The organism is Streptomyces sp. 147326, assembly GCF_045000215.1.
Classification (GTDB): Bacteria; Actinomycetota; Actinomycetes; order Streptomycetales; family Streptomycetaceae; genus Streptomyces.
Genome location: NZ_CP134201.1, coordinates 7438994 through 7458880 on the forward strand (window position 1 = coordinate 7438994; position 19887 = coordinate 7458880).

Annotated in this window: 12 protein-coding genes; 1 reads left to right on the plus strand and 11 read right to left on the minus strand. The window is 72.2% G+C overall.

Annotated features, from left to right (window positions below; translation table 11 throughout):
* Positions 1–96: 96 nt before the first annotated feature.
* Complete coding sequence (locus RIU97_RS34205) at positions 97–1089, plus strand: serine/threonine-protein kinase (RefSeq protein ID WP_404961369.1); 993 nt, start codon at positions 97–99, stop codon at positions 1087–1089.
* A 3-nt stretch (positions 1090–1092) separates the two neighbouring features.
* Here RIU97_RS34205 and RIU97_RS34210 read toward each other — a convergent pair whose 3' ends face one another.
* The 11 genes from RIU97_RS34210 to RIU97_RS34260 form a co-directional block, all read right to left on the minus strand.
* Positions 1093–3543, minus strand: coding sequence for a SpoIIE family protein phosphatase (locus RIU97_RS34210; RefSeq protein ID WP_404961370.1), 2451 nt, complete (start codon positions 3541–3543; stop codon positions 1093–1095).
* 130 nt (positions 3544–3673) lie between these two features.
* Positions 3674–4348, minus strand: coding sequence for a 4'-phosphopantetheinyl transferase family protein (locus RIU97_RS34215; protein ID WP_404961371.1), 675 nt, complete (start codon positions 4346–4348; stop codon positions 3674–3676).
* A 10-nt stretch (positions 4349–4358) separates the two neighbouring features.
* Positions 4359–9107: an aminotransferase class I/II-fold pyridoxal phosphate-dependent enzyme gene (locus tag RIU97_RS34220; RefSeq protein WP_404961372.1), complete on the minus strand. Its 4749-nt coding sequence runs from the start codon at positions 9105–9107 to the stop codon at positions 4359–4361.
* Between the two features lie 118 nt (positions 9108–9225).
* Positions 9226–11487 (minus strand): MMPL family transporter, encoded by a 2262-nt coding sequence (locus RIU97_RS34225; protein WP_404961373.1) that lies wholly within the window; start codon positions 11485–11487, stop codon positions 9226–9228.
* A 174-nt stretch (positions 11488–11661) separates the two neighbouring features.
* Complete coding sequence (locus RIU97_RS34230; protein WP_404961374.1) at positions 11662–11805, minus strand: hypothetical protein; 144 nt, start codon at positions 11803–11805, stop codon at positions 11662–11664.
* A 449-nt stretch (positions 11806–12254) separates the two neighbouring features.
* A complete protein-coding gene (locus RIU97_RS34235) occupies positions 12255–14807 on the minus strand; it encodes an ATP-binding protein (protein WP_404961375.1) in 2553 nt (850 codons plus the stop codon).
* 127 nt (positions 14808–14934) lie between these two features.
* On the minus strand, positions 14935–15651 hold the full coding sequence (locus RIU97_RS34240; RefSeq protein ID WP_404961376.1) for a potassium-transporting ATPase subunit C: 717 nt from the start codon (positions 15649–15651) through the stop codon (positions 14935–14937).
* Positions 15652–15657: 6 nt separating this feature from the next.
* Positions 15658–17763: a potassium-transporting ATPase subunit KdpB gene (kdpB, locus tag RIU97_RS34245; protein ID WP_404961377.1), complete on the minus strand. Its 2106-nt coding sequence runs from the start codon at positions 17761–17763 to the stop codon at positions 15658–15660.
* On the minus strand, positions 17760–19424 hold the full coding sequence (kdpA, locus tag RIU97_RS34250) for a potassium-transporting ATPase subunit KdpA (RefSeq protein ID WP_404961378.1): 1665 nt from the start codon (positions 19422–19424) through the stop codon (positions 17760–17762). The genes kdpB and kdpA overlap by 4 nt, the downstream gene beginning before the upstream one ends.
* A 7-nt stretch (positions 19425–19431) precedes the next feature.
* On the minus strand, positions 19432–19521 hold the full coding sequence (gene kdpF / locus RIU97_RS34255) for a K(+)-transporting ATPase subunit F (protein WP_037807443.1): 90 nt from the start codon (positions 19519–19521) through the stop codon (positions 19432–19434).
* Entirely contained in the window at positions 19518–19703 is a 186-nt protein-coding gene (locus RIU97_RS34260; RefSeq protein WP_404961379.1) for a hypothetical protein, read from the minus strand. The genes kdpF and RIU97_RS34260 overlap by 4 nt, the downstream gene beginning before the upstream one ends.
* Positions 19704–19887: the final 184 nt, after the last annotated feature.

The following is a 19887-nucleotide window of genomic DNA, read 5'->3' on the forward strand; positions in this document are numbered from 1 at the left end:
CATCGAGGACGGGGTCGGCATGATCGGCACCTTCGCCCACGGGCATCGCGTCGGCGCCGCGCCGTCGTCCGGCCGGCCGGGTGAGGCGGGCGTCTGATGGCCTCGGCACCCGACCTGAGCGTGTACACGGGCCGGCCCTCCGGCCTCATCGGCAAGCAGATCGCGGGCTACCGGGTGGAGCGCCTGATCGGCCGCGGCGGCATGGCCGTCGTCTACTCCGCGAAGGACCTGCGCCTGGACCGTACGGTCGCGCTCAAGCTGATCGCCCCCGAGCGCGCCCGCGACGACACCTTCCGGCGCCGGTTCACGCACGAATCGCGGGTGGCCGCGAAGATCGACCACCCGCACATCGTGCCGATCTTCGAAGCCGGTGAGACCGACGGCGTCCTCTACATCGCCATGCGGTACGTCTCCGGGCTCGACCTGCGGGCCCTGCTGGACCGGGACGGCCCGCTGCCCGTCGCGACGGCCCTGCGCATCGCCTCCCAGGTGGCGTCCGCGCTCGACGCGGCCCACGAGCACGATCTCGTGCACCGGGACGTCAAGCCGGGCAACATCCTGGTCGCCGCGGGCACCGACAGCGACCACCCCGAGCACATCTACCTCACGGACTTCGGACTGACGAAGAAGTCCCTGTCGCTCAGCGGGTTCACCACGGCGGGGGAGTTCGTGGGCACGCTCGACTACATGGCGCCGGAACAGATCACCGGCCGGCCGGTCGACGGCAGGTGCGACCTCTACAGCCTCGCCTGCGTCGTCTACGAAACCCTCACCGGCGGGCCCCCCTTCGTGCGCGAAGAGGACGTGGCGCTGCTGTGGGCGCACCAGTACGACCAGCCGGCTCCTCTGTCGGAGAGGCGGCCGGAGATCGCGCCCGCCGCCGACGAAGTCCTGGCCAAGGCCCTGGCGAAGGTGCCGGAGGACCGCTACGACTCCTGCCTGGAGTTCGTGGGAGCCCTGCGCGCCGCCACCGGGAACGCCACCAGGCGCGAGGACGGTCCGTCCTCCCGGGTGGAACCCCAGGAGCCGCCGCCGGAGCCTCCGATCTGGGCCAGGCCCGTCTTCCACGCGCCGACCGGCGGGCTGTAGGTCTCAGAACCCGGCGAGCGACTGCTCGGCCCAGATGGTCTTGCCGAGCGTGGAGTGCCGGGTACCCCAGCGCTCGGCGAGCTGGGCGACCAGCAGCAGGCCCCGCCCTCCCTCGTCGAAGGTCCGGGCACGCCGCATGTGCGGGGCGGTGCTGCTCGCGTCGGAGACCTCGCAGAGCAGGGTGCTGTCGTCGTGGATCAGCCGCAGCTCGATGGGCGGCGCTCCGTAGCGGATGGCATTGGTCACCAGTTCGCTGACCACGAGCTCGGTCACGAAGGCGGCCTCGTCGAGCCCCCAGGCCGTCAGCTGCTCGGTGGTGTACCGGCGGGCCTGCGCGACGACGGACGGGTCGGAGGGCAGCTCCCAGACGACGACCTTGTCGGCGTGCAGGGCCCGGGTCCGGGCGACGAGCAGGGCGACGTCGTCGTCGGGACGGTGGGTCAGCAGAGCCGCCAGGACGCGGTCGCAGACCGTGTCCAGACTGGAGGCGGGACGCACGAGGGCCGCGAACATGCTGTCCAGGGACTCGTCGATGTCACGCTCGCGGGGTTGCAGCAGGCCATCGGTGTACAGGGCGAGGAGGCTGCCCTCGGGAATCTCGGTCTCGAGGGTCTCGAAGGGCAGGCCACCCAGGCCCAGCGGCGGCCCGGCCGGGACGTCGAGGAGGTAGACCGAGCCCTCCGGGCTGACCACGGCGGGCGGGGGGTGGCCGGCCCGGGCGGCGGTACAGCGGCGGGTGACCGGGTCGTAGACCACGTACAGGCAGGTGGTGCCGATCCCGCCCGCGGCCTCCCCGGCGGCTCCCTGATCACCCTCGTCGGCGGACAGGTGGATGATCAGATCGTCGAGGTGGGTGAGCAGCTCGTCGGGCGGCAGGTCCACGTCGGCCAGCGTACGAACGGCGGTGCGCAGCCGGCCCATGGTGGCGGAGGCACGGATGCCGTGGCCGACGACGTCGCCCACCACGAGGGCCACCCGTGCGCCGGACAGCGGGATCACGTCGAACCAGTCGCCGCCCACGCCGGCATCCGTACCGGCGGGCAGGTAGCGGGAGGCGATCTCGAGCGCCGGGTGATCGGGCAGCGAGTGCGGGAGCAGGCTGCGCTGCAGCGTCATGGTGGTGGTGTGCTCGCGGGTGTTGCGGCGCGCGTTGTGGATGCTGACGGCCGCCCTGGACGTGAGCTCCTCGGCCAGCCACAGGTCCTCCGGGTGGAAGGGATCCTGACGCTGGTGACGGCTGAAGACGGCCAGGCCGAGCGTGGTACCTCCGGCACGCAACGGCACCATCATCATCGAGTGGGTCCCCGAGTGGCTGATCCAGGCGGCTCCGGGGTCCTGGGCCACCCATCGGGCGACGGCCGGGTCCGAGGCCGCGTACACGGCGCCACGGCCCGCGGCCAGACACTCCACGGGCGGCGACAGCGCCGGATAGACGGCCGTCCCGCCGACCGGGACCTGGGACTCCAGGCTTCCTTCGAGGAGCGAGCGGACGGCGGTGTGGGACACGGTGACGGGCCCCGCCGCCGGCCGGGAGGAGCGCTCGTCGGCGCGCGGGGGAGGCTCCAGCAGGTCGACGACCGCGAAGTCGGCGATCCGGGGCACGGCGGCGTCGGCGAGCTCCTCCGCGGTGCGGGCGCTGTCCATGCTGGTGCCGATGCCGGCGGTGTCGACGTCCGACAGCAGCAGCTGCGGCCGCTCGTCGTCGGTTCCGGTCTTCTCGTGCGCGGCCAGGCACACGGCGCGCACCCGGCCGTCCGCGTCCCGCAAGGGGGCCAGCGAGGCCGCCAGGCCACGATCCGTCCGCGGATCCGTGGGGCGGACGAAGGAGTCGACGTGCTGGGGCTCCCCCGTCTCCACCACCAGGCGCATCCTGCGCTCGGTCTCGTCGCTCACGGGATCCGGCGTGATCTCCGGCAGCCGCAGCCCGCGCATCTCGCCCTCCGTGAGGGACAGCGTGCGCTCCATGCCGGCGTTCGCCCGCACCAGCCGCAGGTCCCCGTCGAAGACCGCCAGGAAGCAGGGGGACTGGGCGAAGGTCCATTCCTTCAGGGAGTCGCTCCAGGGCGTACCGTGCTCGCCCGGCACGGCGGACACCACGAACCACTTGGTGTTCCCGCCGGTGGACGTCCAGCGGTGCGCGAGCAGTCTCAGTTCCACCCGCCGGCCGTCCCGGTGCCGCAGCGCCACGGTGCCGCTCCACCGGTCCTGCCCGGACGGGATCCGCCCCGCGCTCTCGTCGACGTCCTGGGCGTCCTGGGCTCCGTCGGCGAGCAGGCGGGCGGCGGGCTGTCCCACGATCTCGGCGGGCGCGTAGCCGAGCAGCCGACGGGCGTCCTCGCTCCACTCGGTCACGATGCCCTGCTCGCTGAGGGTGGCCGTGGCCGTGTAGGTCGATCCGTCGGAGGCGTTCGTCTCCTCCGGCCGCTCACCAGGAGAGGTGGGAAGTTGCTCCATCGCCGCTCATCTCGCCCTCGCTAGTTCCCTCGCCGCGGTTCCACGGCAACCTGCACGGCCAGGGGCTCCACTGACAAGCATCGTCCGGCAGGGCAAGGAGCACCAACGCAGTGCTGCCATGGGGGTGCGCTCAGCCCGCCGGACCCGGGGAGCGCCCGAGGACGAGGGCGAGGACCGCGTCCTGCGCCCGCCACACCGTCGCGCGGCGCCCTCCGGAGAGGACGGGCGGCCGGAGGCCGAGGATCTCGACGAGGCGCGGGGCGTCGCCGAAGACGCTGCTCCGGTCGGCCTTGACCGCGGCTTCCTTGAGCGCCCAGGCGCCGGCCAGGGCGTCGGGCCGGTCCGTACCGATGAGGGAGAGCTCCCCGGGGGAGAACACGCGGTCCGCGACCCGGCGTACCGCGGCGGCCGAGACGGTCTCGCACAGGTCCACTCCGACCGCTTCCGGTGCGAGGGCCGCGGCGACGTGGCGGGCGGTGTGGCTGATGGAGACCTGCACGTCCGCCACCGGACTGCCGCTGACGAGGACACAGGGGCTGCCGTCGTCCCGGGGGAGGATTTCCACCTCCTGCGCCGGCACGGCGAGGGTCTCGCCGGCCAGGCGCTTGGCGAGCAGCCGGCCGGCCGTCCACTCGGCCCGCCGCCGGGCCGGCAGTGCGTGGACCACCTGCTGCTCGGCCGGTGACAGGAACGGGGCCTGCCGGAGGTCGGTGAACCGGGCCACGAGGAGGCGGGCTCCGCCCCATCGGTGGATGTGGCCCGGCGCGATCGGCGGGAAGGGGGTCTCCACGGAGGTGGTGTGCACGGCTGCGGGGTCAGGCCGCGCGGGCCGGGGCCGGGGTCGTGGCCGGGTGCCGCAGCCCGTGCTCCAGCGCGGTCACCGCGTGACGGATCTGTTCGGGCGTGTGCTCGCAGGTGATGAAGAAGCGCAGCCGGGCCAGTTCCTCCGGCACGGCCGGATAGAGGATGGGATTGACGCTGACGCCCTGCTGGAAGAGGGTCTCCGCCAGTCGCAGGGCCTTCAGCGAGTCCCCGACGATGCACGGGACGATCGGCGTGTCGTGGCTGTCCCCGATGTCGACGCCCGCATCGCGGGCGAGGCGGACGAAGAGCGCGGCGTTCTCCGCCAGCCGTGCCACACGCTGCGGCTCGGCACGCAGCAGGCGCAGGGCGGTCAGGGACGCGGCGGTGTCGGCCGGGGTCATGCCCGCGCTGAAGACGAAGCCCGGAACGGTGTAGCGCAGGTACTCGACGACCGAGCGCTTCCCGGCGACGTAGCCGCCACAGCTCGCCAGGGCCTTGGACAGCGTGCCCGACCACAGTTCGACCTCCGAGCGGTCGATGTCGAAGTACTCGCCGATGCCGCGCCCCGTCGCACCGATCGTCCCGATGCTGTGCGCCTCGTCGATCATCAGCAGCGCGCCGTGCCGCCGCTTGACCTCGACGAGGGCGGGCAGGTCGGCGATGTCGCCGTCCATGCTGTAGACGCCCTCGATGACGACGAGGACCCGCCGGTACTGGTGGCGTACCTGCGTGAGGATGGCGTCCAGGGCGGCCGCGTCGTTGTGCGGGAAGGGCCGCCGGGTCGCGCCGGAGAGCTTGCATCCCTGCAGGATGCTGTCGTGGGCGAGGGAGTCGTGGACGACGAGGTCCCCGGGTCCGACGAGGTGACCGATCACGGTGACGTTGGTGGCGTGCCCGTTGGCCAGGGTGACCGCGGCCTCGCACGAGAGCCGGCCGGCGAGTTCCGCCTCGAGTTCCAGGTGGAGGGGACGGCTGCCGGACAGCAGCCGGCTGGCGGACACCGACGTGCCGCAGCGCTCGATCGCGTCCCGGGCCGCCTCGTTCACCTGGGGGTGCGTGGCCATGCCCAGGTAGTTGTAGCTGGAGAACGAGAGGAGTTCCCGGCCGTCGATGACGGTCGTGTCCGTCATGCCGCGTTCGTGGACGAGGAAGTACGGATTGGGGACTCCCAACCTGGCGAGCGCGGCGATGCGCTCGCCGTGGGCGGTGACCTCGGGGAAGCACTCGATCCGCGTGTGCTCCTCGGGCAGCGGGGCGGTGGGCGGTTCGGCCGGCGGCGTCGGCGGGTCCTCCTCGCCGTGGCCGGCCCGCTGTACGGGGAAGGCCGCGGGTACGGAGTCCGGTGCGGCCTCGGGTGCGGGTGCCGGCTCCGCCGTGGGGGCCGGAGCCGTGTCCGCGCCGCAGGCGTTCGCGATCTTCGCCGCGATCCTCCCGACGGTCGGCCGGTCGGCGGCGCTCTCGTCGAACGTCCACTGCGGCCACTGCCGGGAGAGGGCGGTGAACAGGTCGGTCAGCATCAGCGAGTCAAAACCGAGCTCGTCGATCAGCAGCTGGTCGACGCGCAGGTGACTCACCGGGAAGGCGCTGATCCGGGCCACGTGCGCGAGCACGCCCGCGGTGATCTCGTCGGCCTCCGCGGCCTCCGCGGCCTCCGCGGCCTCCGCGGCCTCCGCGGCCTCCGCGGCCGGCGCGCGGGAAGCGGGCGGGTCGGCGGGTTCGGCGGGCACCGGCGCGGGTCCGGCGGGCTTGGTGTGCTCCGCGGCCGGGTTCCGCGCGGGGAGGGCCTCGGCGAGCCGGGCGATCAGCGCCACCTGCTGCCGGACCAGCTGGAGCAGTTCACCCATCGGGCCGTCCGCCCGGTCGTTCGCGGCGGCGTCCACAGGGGTGTTCACCGGGGCGGTCATCGAGGTCTCCCCGGGGAACACGGGCTCGGGCGGGAGGGCGGTGGCGCCGGTGTCCTTCTTCTTGGCGGGGCGCCCGCCCGGCACCCAGTAGGACTGGGTGGCGAGCTTCGCCACCGGCAGGTCCAGCAGGCGGCGGTCCTCCCGGGGCACGAGGGTCCGCGGGTCGACCGGGACGCCCAGGACCGCGAGCCGGGCGAGGGCCCGCACGAAGCCGCGCCCGCCGTCCGGCGCCACCTCACCGGCGGGCACGACGTGCACGTCGCCGTGGCCGGTGAGGTTGCGGCGGACCGAGGCGAGGAGCGAACTGCCGCCCGTCACCTGGAGGAAGACACGGGCCCCCTGGTCGTAGGCGGTCCGGACGGCGTCGCCGAAGTGGACCGGGGCGGACGCGTGACGGGCCCACAGCTCGCGCAGCTCATCGGGGTCGGTGCAGACCTCCGCGCTCACGGAGGAGACGAACGGCAGGACGGGCCCGGTGATGCGGAGGGCGTCGAGGTCCGCGCGTACGGTCTCCTCCGCGGAGGCCAGCCGCGGCGAGTGGAAGGCGTTGGACACGTCCAGCGCCACCGTGACCACCCCGGCCTCGGCGCAGACCTGCCGCACCGCGGCGAGCCCGTGCGGCGTACCGCTGACCACGACCTGCCGCGGCTGGTTGAAGCAGGCGAGCCACACGTCGTCGATGCCGGTCATCAGCCGTCGGCAGGTCTCCTTGTCGGTCTGGACGGCGAGCATCCCGCCCCCGAGGCCGGTCTCGGCCTGGCGGAGGGCCGCGCCCCGGTGGACCAGCAGCCGGACGGTGTCCTCGTCGGTGAGCGCTCCGGCCGCCGCGGCGGCGGCGAACTCCCCGACGCTGTGGCCGAGGGCGAGGTCGGGCGCGATGCCGCAGTGGGCGAGGAGCCTGGTCGCGGCGATCTGGACGGTGCCGAGCAGCGGCTGGCACACATCGGTGCCGGTCAGCCGCTGACTGAGCTCCTCGGGGTCGCCGTGGGCGGCCGAGGCCTCGCCGTACAGCAGGTCCGCGAGGTCGAAGCCGGCGTCCAGGCGGGCCACGGCGCTGAGGACGTTGACGTCCGTACGGAAACCGGTGAACCGCTCGTAGAGGTCCTGCATCATGCCCGGCCGCTGGCTGCCCTGACCGGGGAAGAGGAAGGCGATGCGGCGCTCCGCCTCCGGCAGGGGAGCGTCGGCGGCGAACGCGCCGTCACCGAGGTCGCCCCGGGCGCCTTCGGCCAGCTGCCCGCGGGCGTGGCGCAGCCGCCGGGTGAACTCCTCCGTGTCGGCCGCCACGATCGCGAGCCGCGTCTTCAGGGGCTCGCGCGAGCCCAGGGTGTGGGCCAGCGCCGCGATCGGCACGGGGGCGGCCTGGTCCAGCACGTCCAGTACCTCGTCGATGTGCCGTTCCAGCAGCTCGGGGCTGCCGGCCGAGAGGAGCAGCAGCTGCGGCCGGGGCCCTTCGGCGCGTGCCGGGAAGGTGCCGTGGGCGGGGGCGGGCTGCTCCTCGAGCACCACGTGCACGTTCGTGCCGCCGAAACCGAAGGAGCTGACGGCGGCGCGTCGCGGGGCGCCCGCGCTCGGCCAGGGCCGTGCGGTGTCGGCGAAGCGCAGGCCCGCGGCGGAGATGCCCAGGTCGGGATGGGGGGTGGTGTCGGGCTGCGGCGCGATCGTGCGGTGGTGGACGATCAGGGCGGTCTTGATCAGACCGGCCATGCCCGCCGCGGACAGGGAGTGTCCGATGAGGGCCTTGCCGGAACCGAGGTAGCACAGCGAGGGGTCGTCGTCGGGGTACTCGGTGCGCAGCCGGCGCAGGGCCTCCACCTCGGCACGGTCGCCGGTGGTGGTGCCGGTGCCGTGGGCCTCGATGAAGCTCACGGAGGACGGGGCGACCCCCGCGTCTTCGTAGGCCCGGCGCATGGCGCGCAGCTGGCCTTCGGCGGTGGGGACCAGCGGTCCGGGGGACGCTCCGTCGTTGGCGGAGCCGATGCCCTTGATCACCGCGTAGACGCGGTCGCCGTCGGCGAGCGCGTCGGCGAGCGGGCGTATGACGACGGCGCCGGCGCCCTCGCCGAGGACGAAGCCGTCGGCCTCCTCGTCGAAGGGACGGCACACCCCGGTGGCGGACAGCGCGCGGAGCCGGGAGAAGCCGACCAGGCTGTCCGGAGTGAGGTTGAGGTACACGCCGCCGACGACGGCGATCCGGCAGGTGCCCTGGCGCAGCTGGGCGACGGCCTGGTCGAGGGCGACCAGCGAGCCGGAGCAGGCGGCGTCGACGGCGAAGCTGGGGCCGCCGAGGTCGAACTGCCGGCTGACGGTGCCGGACGCCATGTTGAGCAGGCTCCCGGGCAGGGTGAAGGAGTGGATGGTGCCGAGCTCGGCCGCCCGCTCCCTGACGGCGTCGAGGCCGCCGGGGCGGTCCGCCGCCTGCATTCCCCCGGCCAGGCAGATGGCCCGCAGGGGGGCCGCCATCAGGTCCTTGTATTCGGACACCGAGATTCCGAAGAAGACCCCGGTGTTCTCCCGGTCGAAGTCGCCGCGGCCCATGCCCGCGTCGTCGAGGGCCTCGCGTGCGATGTCGAGCATCAGCCGGTGCTGCGGGTCCATGGACCGGGCCCGGGCGGGCGGTACCCCGTAGTGCAGGGCGTCGAAGCGGTCCACGTCCTCCAGGAACGCGACCTGGTCGGTGTACGCGGCGTTGGGGGCCGAGCGGTTGCCGGGCTCGTGGAAGACCTCGTGGTTCCAGCGCTCTGCCGGAACGGCGGAGAACTGGCGTTCCCCGCTCATGAGGAGCTTCCAGTAGGCGCGGATGTCGGGGGCGCCGGGGAAGCGGCAGCCGAGTCCGGTGATGGCGATGTCGGTCATGACGGGTCTTCCTTGTCGTGATCCCCTGGACGGGGGCGGGGTGTGCGGGGGCGGGGTGTGCGGGAACGGGGGGTGTGCGGGGACAGGGGGTACGGGGACGGGGCCTGCGCCCTGGTGGTCAGCGGCGCGCGGGTGCGCGGGCCTGGTCGTGGGGACGGACGGGCGTACGGACCGCGGTCCGGCCCCGTGGGGGGCACCGGCCCGGCGGGCACCTCCGCAGCGGCGGCGGACGGGACGCCGGGCGGGGCACCTTGCGCCTCGGCAGCTTCGGTGCCCACCAGTTCAGGCCGCCCGCCAGACGCATGAGCGCCGGTACGAGGACTCCGCGGACGAGCGTGGCGTCGAGGAGGACGCCGAGGCCCGCGCCGATCCCGAAGAACTGCAGGAGGGAGACCTGGGAGGTGCCGAAGCTGAGGAGGGTGAAGGCGAGCAGGGCGCCGGCGGTCGTGACGATGCCGCCCGTGCGGGCGATGCCCGAGACGATCGATGTCGCGTTGTCCTGCCCGGCGTCGTGCGCCTCCTTGATGCGGGCGAGGACGAACACCTCGTAGTCCACCGAGAGCCCGAAGACGATGCAGAACAGCAGCACCGGCATGGTCGTGCTGAGCGGGCCGGGCGTGAAACCGAGCAGGTGGTGCAGATGGCCCGACTGGAAGATCCACACCATGGCCCCGAGGACGGCCGCGAGGCCCAGGGCGTTCAGCGCGATGGCCTTGAGGGGCAGGAGCAGGCTGCGGGTGAAGGCGAACAGCAGGGCGAAGGTGGTGAGGGTGATCAGGGAGAGCGCCAGCGGGATCCGGTCTCCCACGGTGGCCTTGGCGTCGACCAGTACCGCGCTGGGCCCGCCGACGAGGACCTCGGCGCCCGCCGGGGCGGGAGCGCTGCGGATGTCGCGTACGAGCTGCTGGGCCGCGTGCGACTGGGGGTCGGCCAGCGGTACCACGGAGAGCCGCGCCGGGCCTTCGCCGACGGACCCGGCCGCGGAGCCTGCGGAGCCGGAGGCCGCCGCCTTCCCGCCGGACCGGAAGCTGCCCTCGGCACCCATGACCTGGGCGACCTGCGGGAGCGCGGACAGCCGGCGGGCGTAGTCCTCCCGCGCCGACGGGGACGCCTTGCCCGTGACGACGACCGTGAGCGCGCTGGAGCCCTTCATGTCGAAGGAGCCGCGCACCAGGTCCCCGGTCTGCCGGCTGGACGCGCTCACCGGCAGCGCCCGGTCGTCGGGAGTGGCGAAAGCGGCGTGCGCGAACGGCGCCGCGAGCAACAGCAGCAGGCCGATCACCGGCAGCGCCGCGACCAGCGGGCGGCGTACGACGATCCGCGCCAGCCCCTCCCAGAGACGGGACCGCGAGCCGGTGTGGACCCGGCGGCGCCACGGTACGGCCCAGGCGTTCACCCGCTTGCCGAGCAGCGCGAGCAGCGCCGGCAGTACGGTCAGCGCGCTCCCCGCCGCGATCACCACCACGGCGATGCCCGCGTAGGCGAAGGAGCGCAGGAAGTACGGCGGGAACACCAGCAGCGTCGCGAGCGCGGCGGAGACCGTGGCGGCACTGAAGACGATCGTGTGGCCCGCCGTGCGCACGGTCCGGATGGCGGCGTTGCGCGGGCGGTACCCCTCGGCCAGCTCCTCGCGGAACCGCGAGACGATCAGCAGCCCGTAGTCGATGCCCAGCCCCAGGCCGAGCGCGGTGGTGAGGTTCAGCGCGAACACGGACACGTCGGTGACGGAGCCGAGGACGCTCAGGACCAGCAGTGTCCCGGCGATGGCCAGAACGCCGATCAGCAGGGGCAGAGCAGCGGCCACCACACTGCCGAACACCAGGATCAGCAGGATCAGGGTTCCCGGCAGGACGACGGCCTCGGCGCGCTTGAGGTCGGATTCCGAGAGGTCCTGGAGCTCGGCGTCGACGAGCGCCGTCCCTCCCACGTGCAGGGCCAGGGCCGTCCCGGGAGAGCCCGGGGCGGTCAGCTCCCGCTTGAGCTCCCCGACCCGGTCTCCGAGCTGCTCCCCTTCGCCGTCCACGTGCGCGACCAGCATGGCCGCGTCGCCGTCCCGGCTGCGCAGCTCGGCCGCGCCGCCGGTCCAGTACGAGGTCACCGCGCTGACGTGGGGCCGGGCGGCGAGGCGGCCGGTCAGGGCCTCTCCCTCGCTCCGGGCCGCCGGGTCGTCGACGGAACCGCCACGGGCCCGCGCGACGACGACGAGGTTGGGGGAGGCTCCCTGGCCCTCGGCCGCCAGGTGGGCGGCGCGGCTGGACTCGGAGCGCGGGTCGTCGTATCCCTGGGTCTTCAGCCGGCCGGTCGCCCCCGCGCCGAAAGCGGCGGACACGACGAGGAACACGAGCGCGGCGAAGAGCACGAGTCGGGGTCGGCGGGTCACGAAGACCCCTGCTCGACGGGACACGGATGCCTCCGATCCGGGTGGCGTATCGGTCCTGCACTGGCGCAGGACGGTCGATTTCCACCGTGCCCGGAGGGGGGACGGGGTCGTAGCCCCGGCTGTTCGTACCTTGACAGGAGCCGGCGGGACCGCTCTCGCGGCCGGCGGAGGCCGTCACCGCAGGCCGGACACCCTGAAGACGGTGCGGGCGGTCTCCCGGTCGATGTGCCCGGCCAGCTCGCGCAGCGCGGAGGAGCCGAGCCGCAGCGTGCCGCGTTCGACCGAGGTACGGGTGTCGGCGTCCAGGCGGCGCCACATCGCGGGGGTTGCGGGTCAGGACGGTCGGATCGATCTCGACGCTGCTTCCGTCGGTGTCCCGGAGCACGAGGCGCTGGGCCACGCCGTCGCACCACTGCAGGGAGACCAGGGAGTCGGTACGGACGCTGTGGCCGACCAGGAGGCCGCGGGCGCCCAGCCGGCCCGCGCGTACGGAGACCCGGGGCGGCAGCAGGATCACGCACAGCAGCGCGGCCAGAGCCGCCCAGAGGGCGCTTCGGAGCACGCCGAGCTCGCCGGCACCCGCGTCCAGCACGAGCAGGGCCGCGAGGAACAGCGCGGCCGTGCAGATCGCGGAGCCTCGCGCACCGGCCCAGTGGATGTCCTCGGCGAGTCCGTCCATGGGGGCGACGGTAGGGCGGGCGGCGGCGCGGGCCGTGTGCCTTGACGCGCTGCTGATCCGACGACTAAGACACCTTGACTATGTCCCGTCAAAATGGGGCGCGTGGTGCGGAGGGTGCTCGGAGCCGTCCCGCGGCCGGATCGGGGGCGACGGGGAGGGTGAGGACCATGGTGAGGCCGCCCCCGGGAGTGTCCTCGGCGGACAGGGCGCCGCCGATGGCCTCGGTGAAGCCGCGGGCGACGGCGAGGCCCAGGCCGACTCCGGCGCCGCGCGGGGCGTCGCCGAGGCGTTGGAAGGGCTCGAAGATGCGGTCCTTGGCCTCGTCGGGGACACCGGGTCCCCGGTCGACGACGCGCAGCTCCACGCGGTCGCGCAGGGCACTGGCCGCGACCAGCACGCACTCGCCCGCGGGGCTGTACTTCACCGCGTTCTCCACGATGTTGGCGACCGCGCGCTCCAGCAGCCCCCGGTCGACGGCGACCATCGGGAGCGTCTCCGGGATGTCGAGGTCCACGCTGTCCTCCGGTACGCCGCCCAGGGCCATCGGGACCACCTCGTCGAGGTCGGTCTCGCGGATCAGCGGGACCACGGTGCCGGTGTTGAGGCGGGACATGTCGAGGAGGTTGCCGATCAGGGCGGCGAGCCGGTCGGCGCCGTCCTCGATGCCTTCCAGGAGCTCGCTCTCGTCCTCCTCGGACCACTCCACGTCGTCGGAGCGCAACGAGGAGACGGAGGCCTTGATCCCGGCGAGCGGCGTGCGCAGGTCGTGGCTGACGGCGGCGAGCAGGGCGGTACGGATGCGGTTGGCCTCCACGAGTTCGCGGGACCTCTCGGCCTCGTCGACCAGGCGCTGGCGGTCGAGTACGACGGCCGCCTGGGCGGCGAACGCGCCGAGGACCCGGCGGTCCTCGGCCGGCAGGACCCGGCCGGTCAGGGCGAGGGCCATGTTCTCGCCGATGGGCAGGTCCACGTCCGCGTCCTCGGGGCGGGCCACCGGACCGGTGCCCACGGCCGCGGCCGTGATCCACGGATCCACCTCGCTGGTGCGCTCCAGCAGGACGGCCGACCGCATGGAGAAGGTCTCGCGGAGCCGTTCGAGGAGCGCGTCGAGGGAGTTCTCGCCGCGCAGGACGCTGCCCGCGAGGAAGGAGAGGATCTCGGACTCGGCGCGCAGCCGGGCGGCCTGATGGGTGCGCCGGGCGGCCAGGTCGACCACGGAGGCCACCGACACGGCCACACCGACGAAGATCGCGATGGCGACGATGTTCTTCGGGTCGGAGACGGTGAACTCGTGCAGCGGCGGGGTGAAGCAGTAGTTCAGGAGCAGCGAGCCGAAGGCCGCCGAGGCGAGGGCGGGGAGCAGTCCGCCCAGCAGTGCCGCCGCCACCGTGAAGGTGAGGAACAGCAGCATGTCGTTGGCGAGCCCGAGATCGGGGACGACCTGGTTGAGCAGGACGGTGAGCAGCGCCGGGCCCGCGATGCCGGCCAGCCAGCCCCAGATGATGCGGGAGCGGCCGAGCCGCGCGCCGCGGGCGAGGGGCAGGCTGCGGCGGCCCTTGGCGGCCTCGTCGTGGGTGACGATGTGGACGTCGAGATCGGGCCCGGACTCGCGGGCGACGGTGGCGCTGACCCCGGGACTGAAGGCGTACTGCCAGGAGCGGCGGCGGCTCACGCCCATCACGATCTGGGTGGCGTTGACCCCGCGGGCGAACTCCAGGAGCGCGTCGGGGACGTCGTCGCCGATGACGTGGTGGAATGTGCCGCCGAGGTCCTCGACCAGCGTGCGCTGGACGGCCAGCTCCTTGGGCGAGGCGGAGGTGAGGCCGTCGCTGGCGGCGATGTGGACGGCGAGGACCTCGCCGCCCGCGCCCTTCTCGGCGAGGCGGGCCGCGCGGCGGATCAGCGTACGTCCCTCCGGCCCGCCGGTCAGGCCCACGACGATGCGTTCGCGGGCCTGCCAGGTGGAACGGATGTCGTGCTCGCCCCGGTACTCCCGCAGGTACTCGTCCACGCGGTCGGCGACCCAGAGCAGCGCGAGCTCGCGCAGGGCGGTGAGGTTGCCGGGGCGGAAGTAGTTGGACAGGGCCGCGTCGACCTTGTCGGGCTTGTAGACGTTGCCGTGCGCCATGCGACGGCGCAGGGCCTGCGGGGACATGTCGACGAGCTCGATCTGGTCGGCGCGGCGCGCGACCTCGTCGGGGACCGTCTCCCGCTGCCGGACGCCGGTGATCGCCTCGACCACGTCGCCCAGCGACTCCAGGTGCTGGATGTTGACAGTGGAGACGACGTCGATGCCGGCCTGGAGGAGTTCCTCCACGTCCTGCCAGCGCTTGGCGTTGCGCGAGCCGGGCACGTTGGTGTGGGCGAGCTCGTCGACGAGCGCCACCGCGGGGCGACGCGCCAGGATCGCGTCGACGTCCATCTCGGTGAAGGTGGTGCCGCGGTACTCGATCTCGCGCCGCTCCACGAGTTCGAGGCCGTGCAGCATGACCTCGGTGCGCGGACGGCCGTGGTGCTCGACGAAGCCGACGACGCAGTCGGTGCCCCGCTCGATCCGGCGGTGCGCCTCGGAGAGCATCGCGTACGTCTTGCCGACGCCCGGTGCCGCGCCGAGGTAGATCCGAAGCTTTCCGCGTCCCATGATGCCGACTTCTCGTGTGTGGTGCTCGGACGGTGATCTACGTGCCGCTCGGTGGGGGTCAGCCGTACGGACCGGCGGGGCGCGAGCTGCGCGCCCCGCCGGTCCTCAGGTCGTGCGACGTCGGGCATCAGCTCTTGGTCAGTGCCCTGAGCGCGATGTTGAGTTCGAGGACGTTGACGCGCGGTTCGCCCATGAAGCCGAGGGTGCGGCCCTGGACGTGGTCGGCGACGAGCTCCTCGACCTGCTTGACGTCGAGCTTGTTCCGCTCGGCGACGCGGCGGACCTGGATCCTGGCGTACTCCGGGGAGATGTCCGGGTCGAGGCCTGAGCCGGAGGAGGTGACGGCGTCGGCCGGCACGTCCTCGGGCTTGACCTGGTAGGCGGCGGTGGAGTTGTCGGTGATGACGGCTTCCTTGGCGGCGACGACCTGGGCGCAGAGGGTGCCTTGCTCCGCGTCCTCGGTGCACCGGCCGCCCACGGCGCCGTTGCCGGCGGAACGGTTGGTGGCTCCGGAGAGGATCAGCGCGTACTGGGTGTTGACGCTGTTGGAGCCCAGTCCGTTGGAGGGGCGCGGCTGGAACCACTTGAGGTCCGGCTTCGCGGCCTCTTCGGCGTCGTCGGGGTTCTGCTTGGGCAGGTCGTAGGTCTGCCCGATGAGGGAGGAGCCGACGACCTGGCCGCTCTTGTCCTTGATCTCGGAGCCGTTGGCCTTGTCGTTGAAGAGGGCCTGGGCGATCCCGGTGACGGCGAGCGGGTAGATGACCCCGCAGATCACGGTCAGGACGAGGAGGGCGCGCAGCCCGGCCCCGAGCAGTCGTGCCGTGCTGGATACGGAAGAGTTCACAGCCGATCAGCCCATTCCGGGGATGAGGGAGATGAGCAGGTCGATGAGCTTGATGCCGATGAACGGGGCGATCAGACCGCCCACCCCGTAGAGACCGAGGTTGCGGCGGAGCATCTTGTCGGCGCTGGTGGGCCGGTACTGGACGCCCTTCAGGGCGAGCGGGACCAGCGCGATGATGATCAGCGCGTTGAAGACGACGGCGGACAGGATCGCCGACTCGGGCGAGGACAGGCCCATGATGTTGAGCTTGTCGAGGCCCGGGTAGACCACGGCGAACATGGCCGGGATGATCGCGAAGTACTTCGCGACGTCGTTGGCGATGGAGAACGTGGTCAGGGCACCACGCGTGATCAGCAGCTGCTTGCCGATCTCGACGATCTCGATGAGCTTGGTCGGGTTGGAGTCCAGGTCCACCATGTTCCCGGCCTCCTTGGCGGCCGAGGTACCCGTGTTCATCGCGACACCGACGTCGGCCTGGGCGAGCGCCGGGGCGTCGTTGGTGCCGTCGCCGGTCATCGCGACGAGCTTGCCGCCGGCCTGCTCCCGCTTGATGAGGGCCATCTTGTCCTCGGGAGTCGCTTCCGCGAGGAAGTCGTCGACGCCTGCCTCTTCGGCGATGGCCTTCGCGGTGAGCGGGTTGTCACCCGTGATCATGACCGTCTTGATGCCCATGCGGCGCAGCTCGTCGAACCGCTCGCGCATGCCCTCCTTGACGACGTCCTTCAGGTGGATGACACCCAGGACCCGGGCGCCCTTCTCGTCCTCGACGGCGACCAGGAGCGGCGTGCCGCCGGCCTCGGAGATCTCGTCGGCGAGGAGGCCGGCGTCGTCGGAGACCCGGCCGCCCTGCTCCCTGACCCAGGTCATGACCGAACCGGCCGCGCCCTTACGGGTCTTCCTGCCGTCCACGTCGACACCCGACATACGGGTCTGGGCGGTGAACGCGATCCACTCGGCCTGGGCGAGCTCGCCCTGGTGGCGCTCGCGCAGGCCGTACTTCTCCTTGGCGAGGACCACGACGGAACGGCCCTCGGGGGTCTCGTCGGCGAGGGAGGAGAGCTGGGCGGCGTCGGCGAGCTCGGCCTCCGTGGTGCCCTTGACCGGGACGAACTCGGAGGCCTGGCGGTTGCCGAGGGTGATGGTGCCCGTCTTGTCGAGCAGCAGCGTGGAGACGTCACCGGCGGCTTCCACCGCACGACCGCTCATCGCGAGGACGTTGCGCTGGACGAGCCGGTCCATGCCCGCGATGCCGATGGCGGAGAGCAGCGCGCCGATCGTCGTGGGGATCAGGCAGACCAGCAGGGCCGTCAGCACGATCATCGACTGCTCGGCGCCCGCGTAGATCGCGAACGGCTGCAGGGTGACGACCGCGAGCAGGAACACGATGGTGAGGGACGCCAGCAGGATGTTGAGGGCGATCTCGTTGGGGGTCCTCTGCCGGGCGGCGCCCTCGACGAGGGCGATCATGCGGTCGATGAAGGTCTCGCCGGGCTTCGTCGTGATCTTGATGACGATCCGGTCGGAGAGGACCTTCGTGCCGCCGGTGACGGCCGAGCGGTCGCCGCCGGACTCGCGGATGACGGGCGCGGACTCGCCGGTGATGGCGGACTCGTCGACGGAGGCCACACCCTCGACGACGTCGCCGTCGCCGGGGACGATGTCGCCGGCCTCGCAGACCACCAGGTCACCGATCTTCAGCTCGGTGCCCGGGACCTGGTCCTCGCTCCTGCCGTCCGGGGTCAGGCGCCGGGCGACGGAGTCGGTCTTGGCCTTGCGCAGGGTGTCGGCCTGCGCCTTGCCGCGGCCCTCGGCGACGGCTTCGGCGAGGTTGGCGAAGACCGTGGTCAGCCACAGCCAGGCGGTGATCGCCCAGCCGAACCAGTCCGTGGGGTTCTTGACCGCCAGGACGGTGGTGACCACCGAGCCGACCAGGACCACGAACATGACGGGCGACTTGATCATGACCCGGGGGTCGAGCTTGCGCACCGCGTCCGGGAAGGACTTCAGCAGCTGCTCGGGGTCGAACAGGCCCCCTCCGACGCGCCCGGCGCCCGGCTTGTGACCGCTGGGCACGTCCTGGTGCGGAGCCCTCGTGGGAGTGACGGTGCTCATGCTGCGAGTCCTTCGGCGAGCGGACCCAGCGCCAGGGCCGGGAAGTAGGTCAGACCGGTGATGATGAGGATCGTGCCGACGAGCAGGCCGGTGTAGAGCGGCTTGTCGGTCCGGAGGGTGCCTGCCGTTTCGGGGACGGGCTTCTGCTCGGCGAGCGAGCCGGCGAGCGCGAGGACGAAGACCATGGGCAGGAAGCGGCCCAGCAGCATGGCGATGCCGATGGTGCTGTTGAACCACTGCGTGTCGGCGTTGAGGCCCGCGAAGGCGGAGCCGTTGTTGTTGGCGCCCGAGGTGTAGGCGTAGAGGATCTCCGAGAAACCGTGTGCGCCGGAGTTTGTCATCGAGTTGCCGGGGGTGGGCAGGGCCATCGCGGCGGCGGTGAAGCACAGCACCAGGGCGGGGGTGATCAGGATGGAGCAGGCGGCGAGCTTGATCTCGCGGATGCCGATCTTCTTGCCCAGGTATTCGGGGGTGCGGCCGACCATCAGACCGGCGATGAACACCGCGATGATCGCCATGATCAGCATGCCGTAGAGGCCGGAGCCGACGCCGCCGGGCGCGATCTCGCCGAGCTGCATGCCGAGCAGCTGGATGCCGCCGCCGAGCCCGGTGTAGGAGGAGTGGAAGGAGTTGACCGCACCGGTCGAGGTGAGCGTGGTCGCGACGGAGAAGATCGAGGAGGCGGCGATGCCGTACCGGGTCTCCTTGCCCTCCATCGCGCCGCCCGCGACGTCGAAGGCCGGGCCGTGGTGGGCGAACTCGGTCCACATCATCAGCGCGGTGAAGCCGATCCAGATGACACCCATCGTCGCGAGGATCGCGTAGCCCTGCTTGACCGAGCCGACCATGTTGCCGAAGGTGCGGGTCATCGCGAACGGGATGACCAGGATCAGGAAGATCTCGAAGAGGTTCGAGAAGGGGGTGGGGTTCTCGAAGGGGTGGGCCGAGTTGGCGTTGAAGTATCCGCCGCCGTTCGTGCCCAGCTCCTTGATGACCTCCTGGGAGGCGACCGCGCCGCCGTTCCACTGCTGGGTGCCCCCCAGGAACCGGCCGACCTCGTGGATGCCGGCGAAGTTCTGGATGGCGCCGCAGGCGACCAGGACGATCGCGCCGATCACCGAGATCGGCACCAGGATGCGGACGGTGCCGCGGACCAGGTCGGACCAGAAGTTGCCGAGCTCCCCGGTGCGGGAGCGTGCGAAGCCCCGTACGAGGGCGACGGCGACGGCCATGCCGACCGCCGCGGAGACGAAGTTCTGCACCGCCAGGCCGCCGGTCTGCACGACGTGGCCCATGGCCTGCTCGCCGTAGTACGACTGCCAGTTCGTGTTGGCGACGAAGGAGGCGGCGGTGTTGAAGGCCTGGTCGGGGTCGATCGAGGCGAAGCCGAGCGAGCCGGGCAGGCTGCCCTGCAGGCGCTGCATCAAATAGAGGAAGAGGACGCTGACCGCGGAGAAGGCGAGGACGGCACGGAGGTAGGCGGGCCAGCGCATCTCGGCCGACGGGTTGGCGCCGATGGCCTTGTAGATCCACTTTTCCGGTTCGTAGTGCTTCTCGGAGGAGTAGACGCGGGCCATGTGGTCGCCGAGCGGGCGGTAGGCCAGTGCGAGTGCGGCGATCAGCGCGAGCAGCTGGAGCACACCAGCGGTTACGGGGCTCATATCGTGCTCAGAACCTCTCCGGGTACACGAGGGCGAGGACGAGGTAACCCAGCAGGGAGACGGCCACGGCAAGGCCGACGATGTTCTCGACGGTCACAGCTTGGCCACCCCTCGGGCGATGAGAGCCACCAGTGCGAAGACCGCAACCGTGGTGACGACGAAGGCCAGATCGGCCATCGTGAGCTCCTGGATGAAGTGAGTGATGTGAATCGGCCAGGTGGCCGATGACCAGATAACCCGGTCTTCACCCCGGTGTTGACGCGCTTTGACGGCCTCCATACGGGGCCACGGGATCTCTTGACGCCTCCCTGACGTGAGACCGTCCGGGCCGCCGTCAGCCCCTCCCGTCCGGATCAGCCGATCTTGACAGGGCGCGGATCGCCCACGAAGAGCGTGCCTCCACGGCGAGCCGGGGCAACGCGCTCCGCGGCTCTTTTGCGCAGCCCGTACGCGCAGCAGGTTT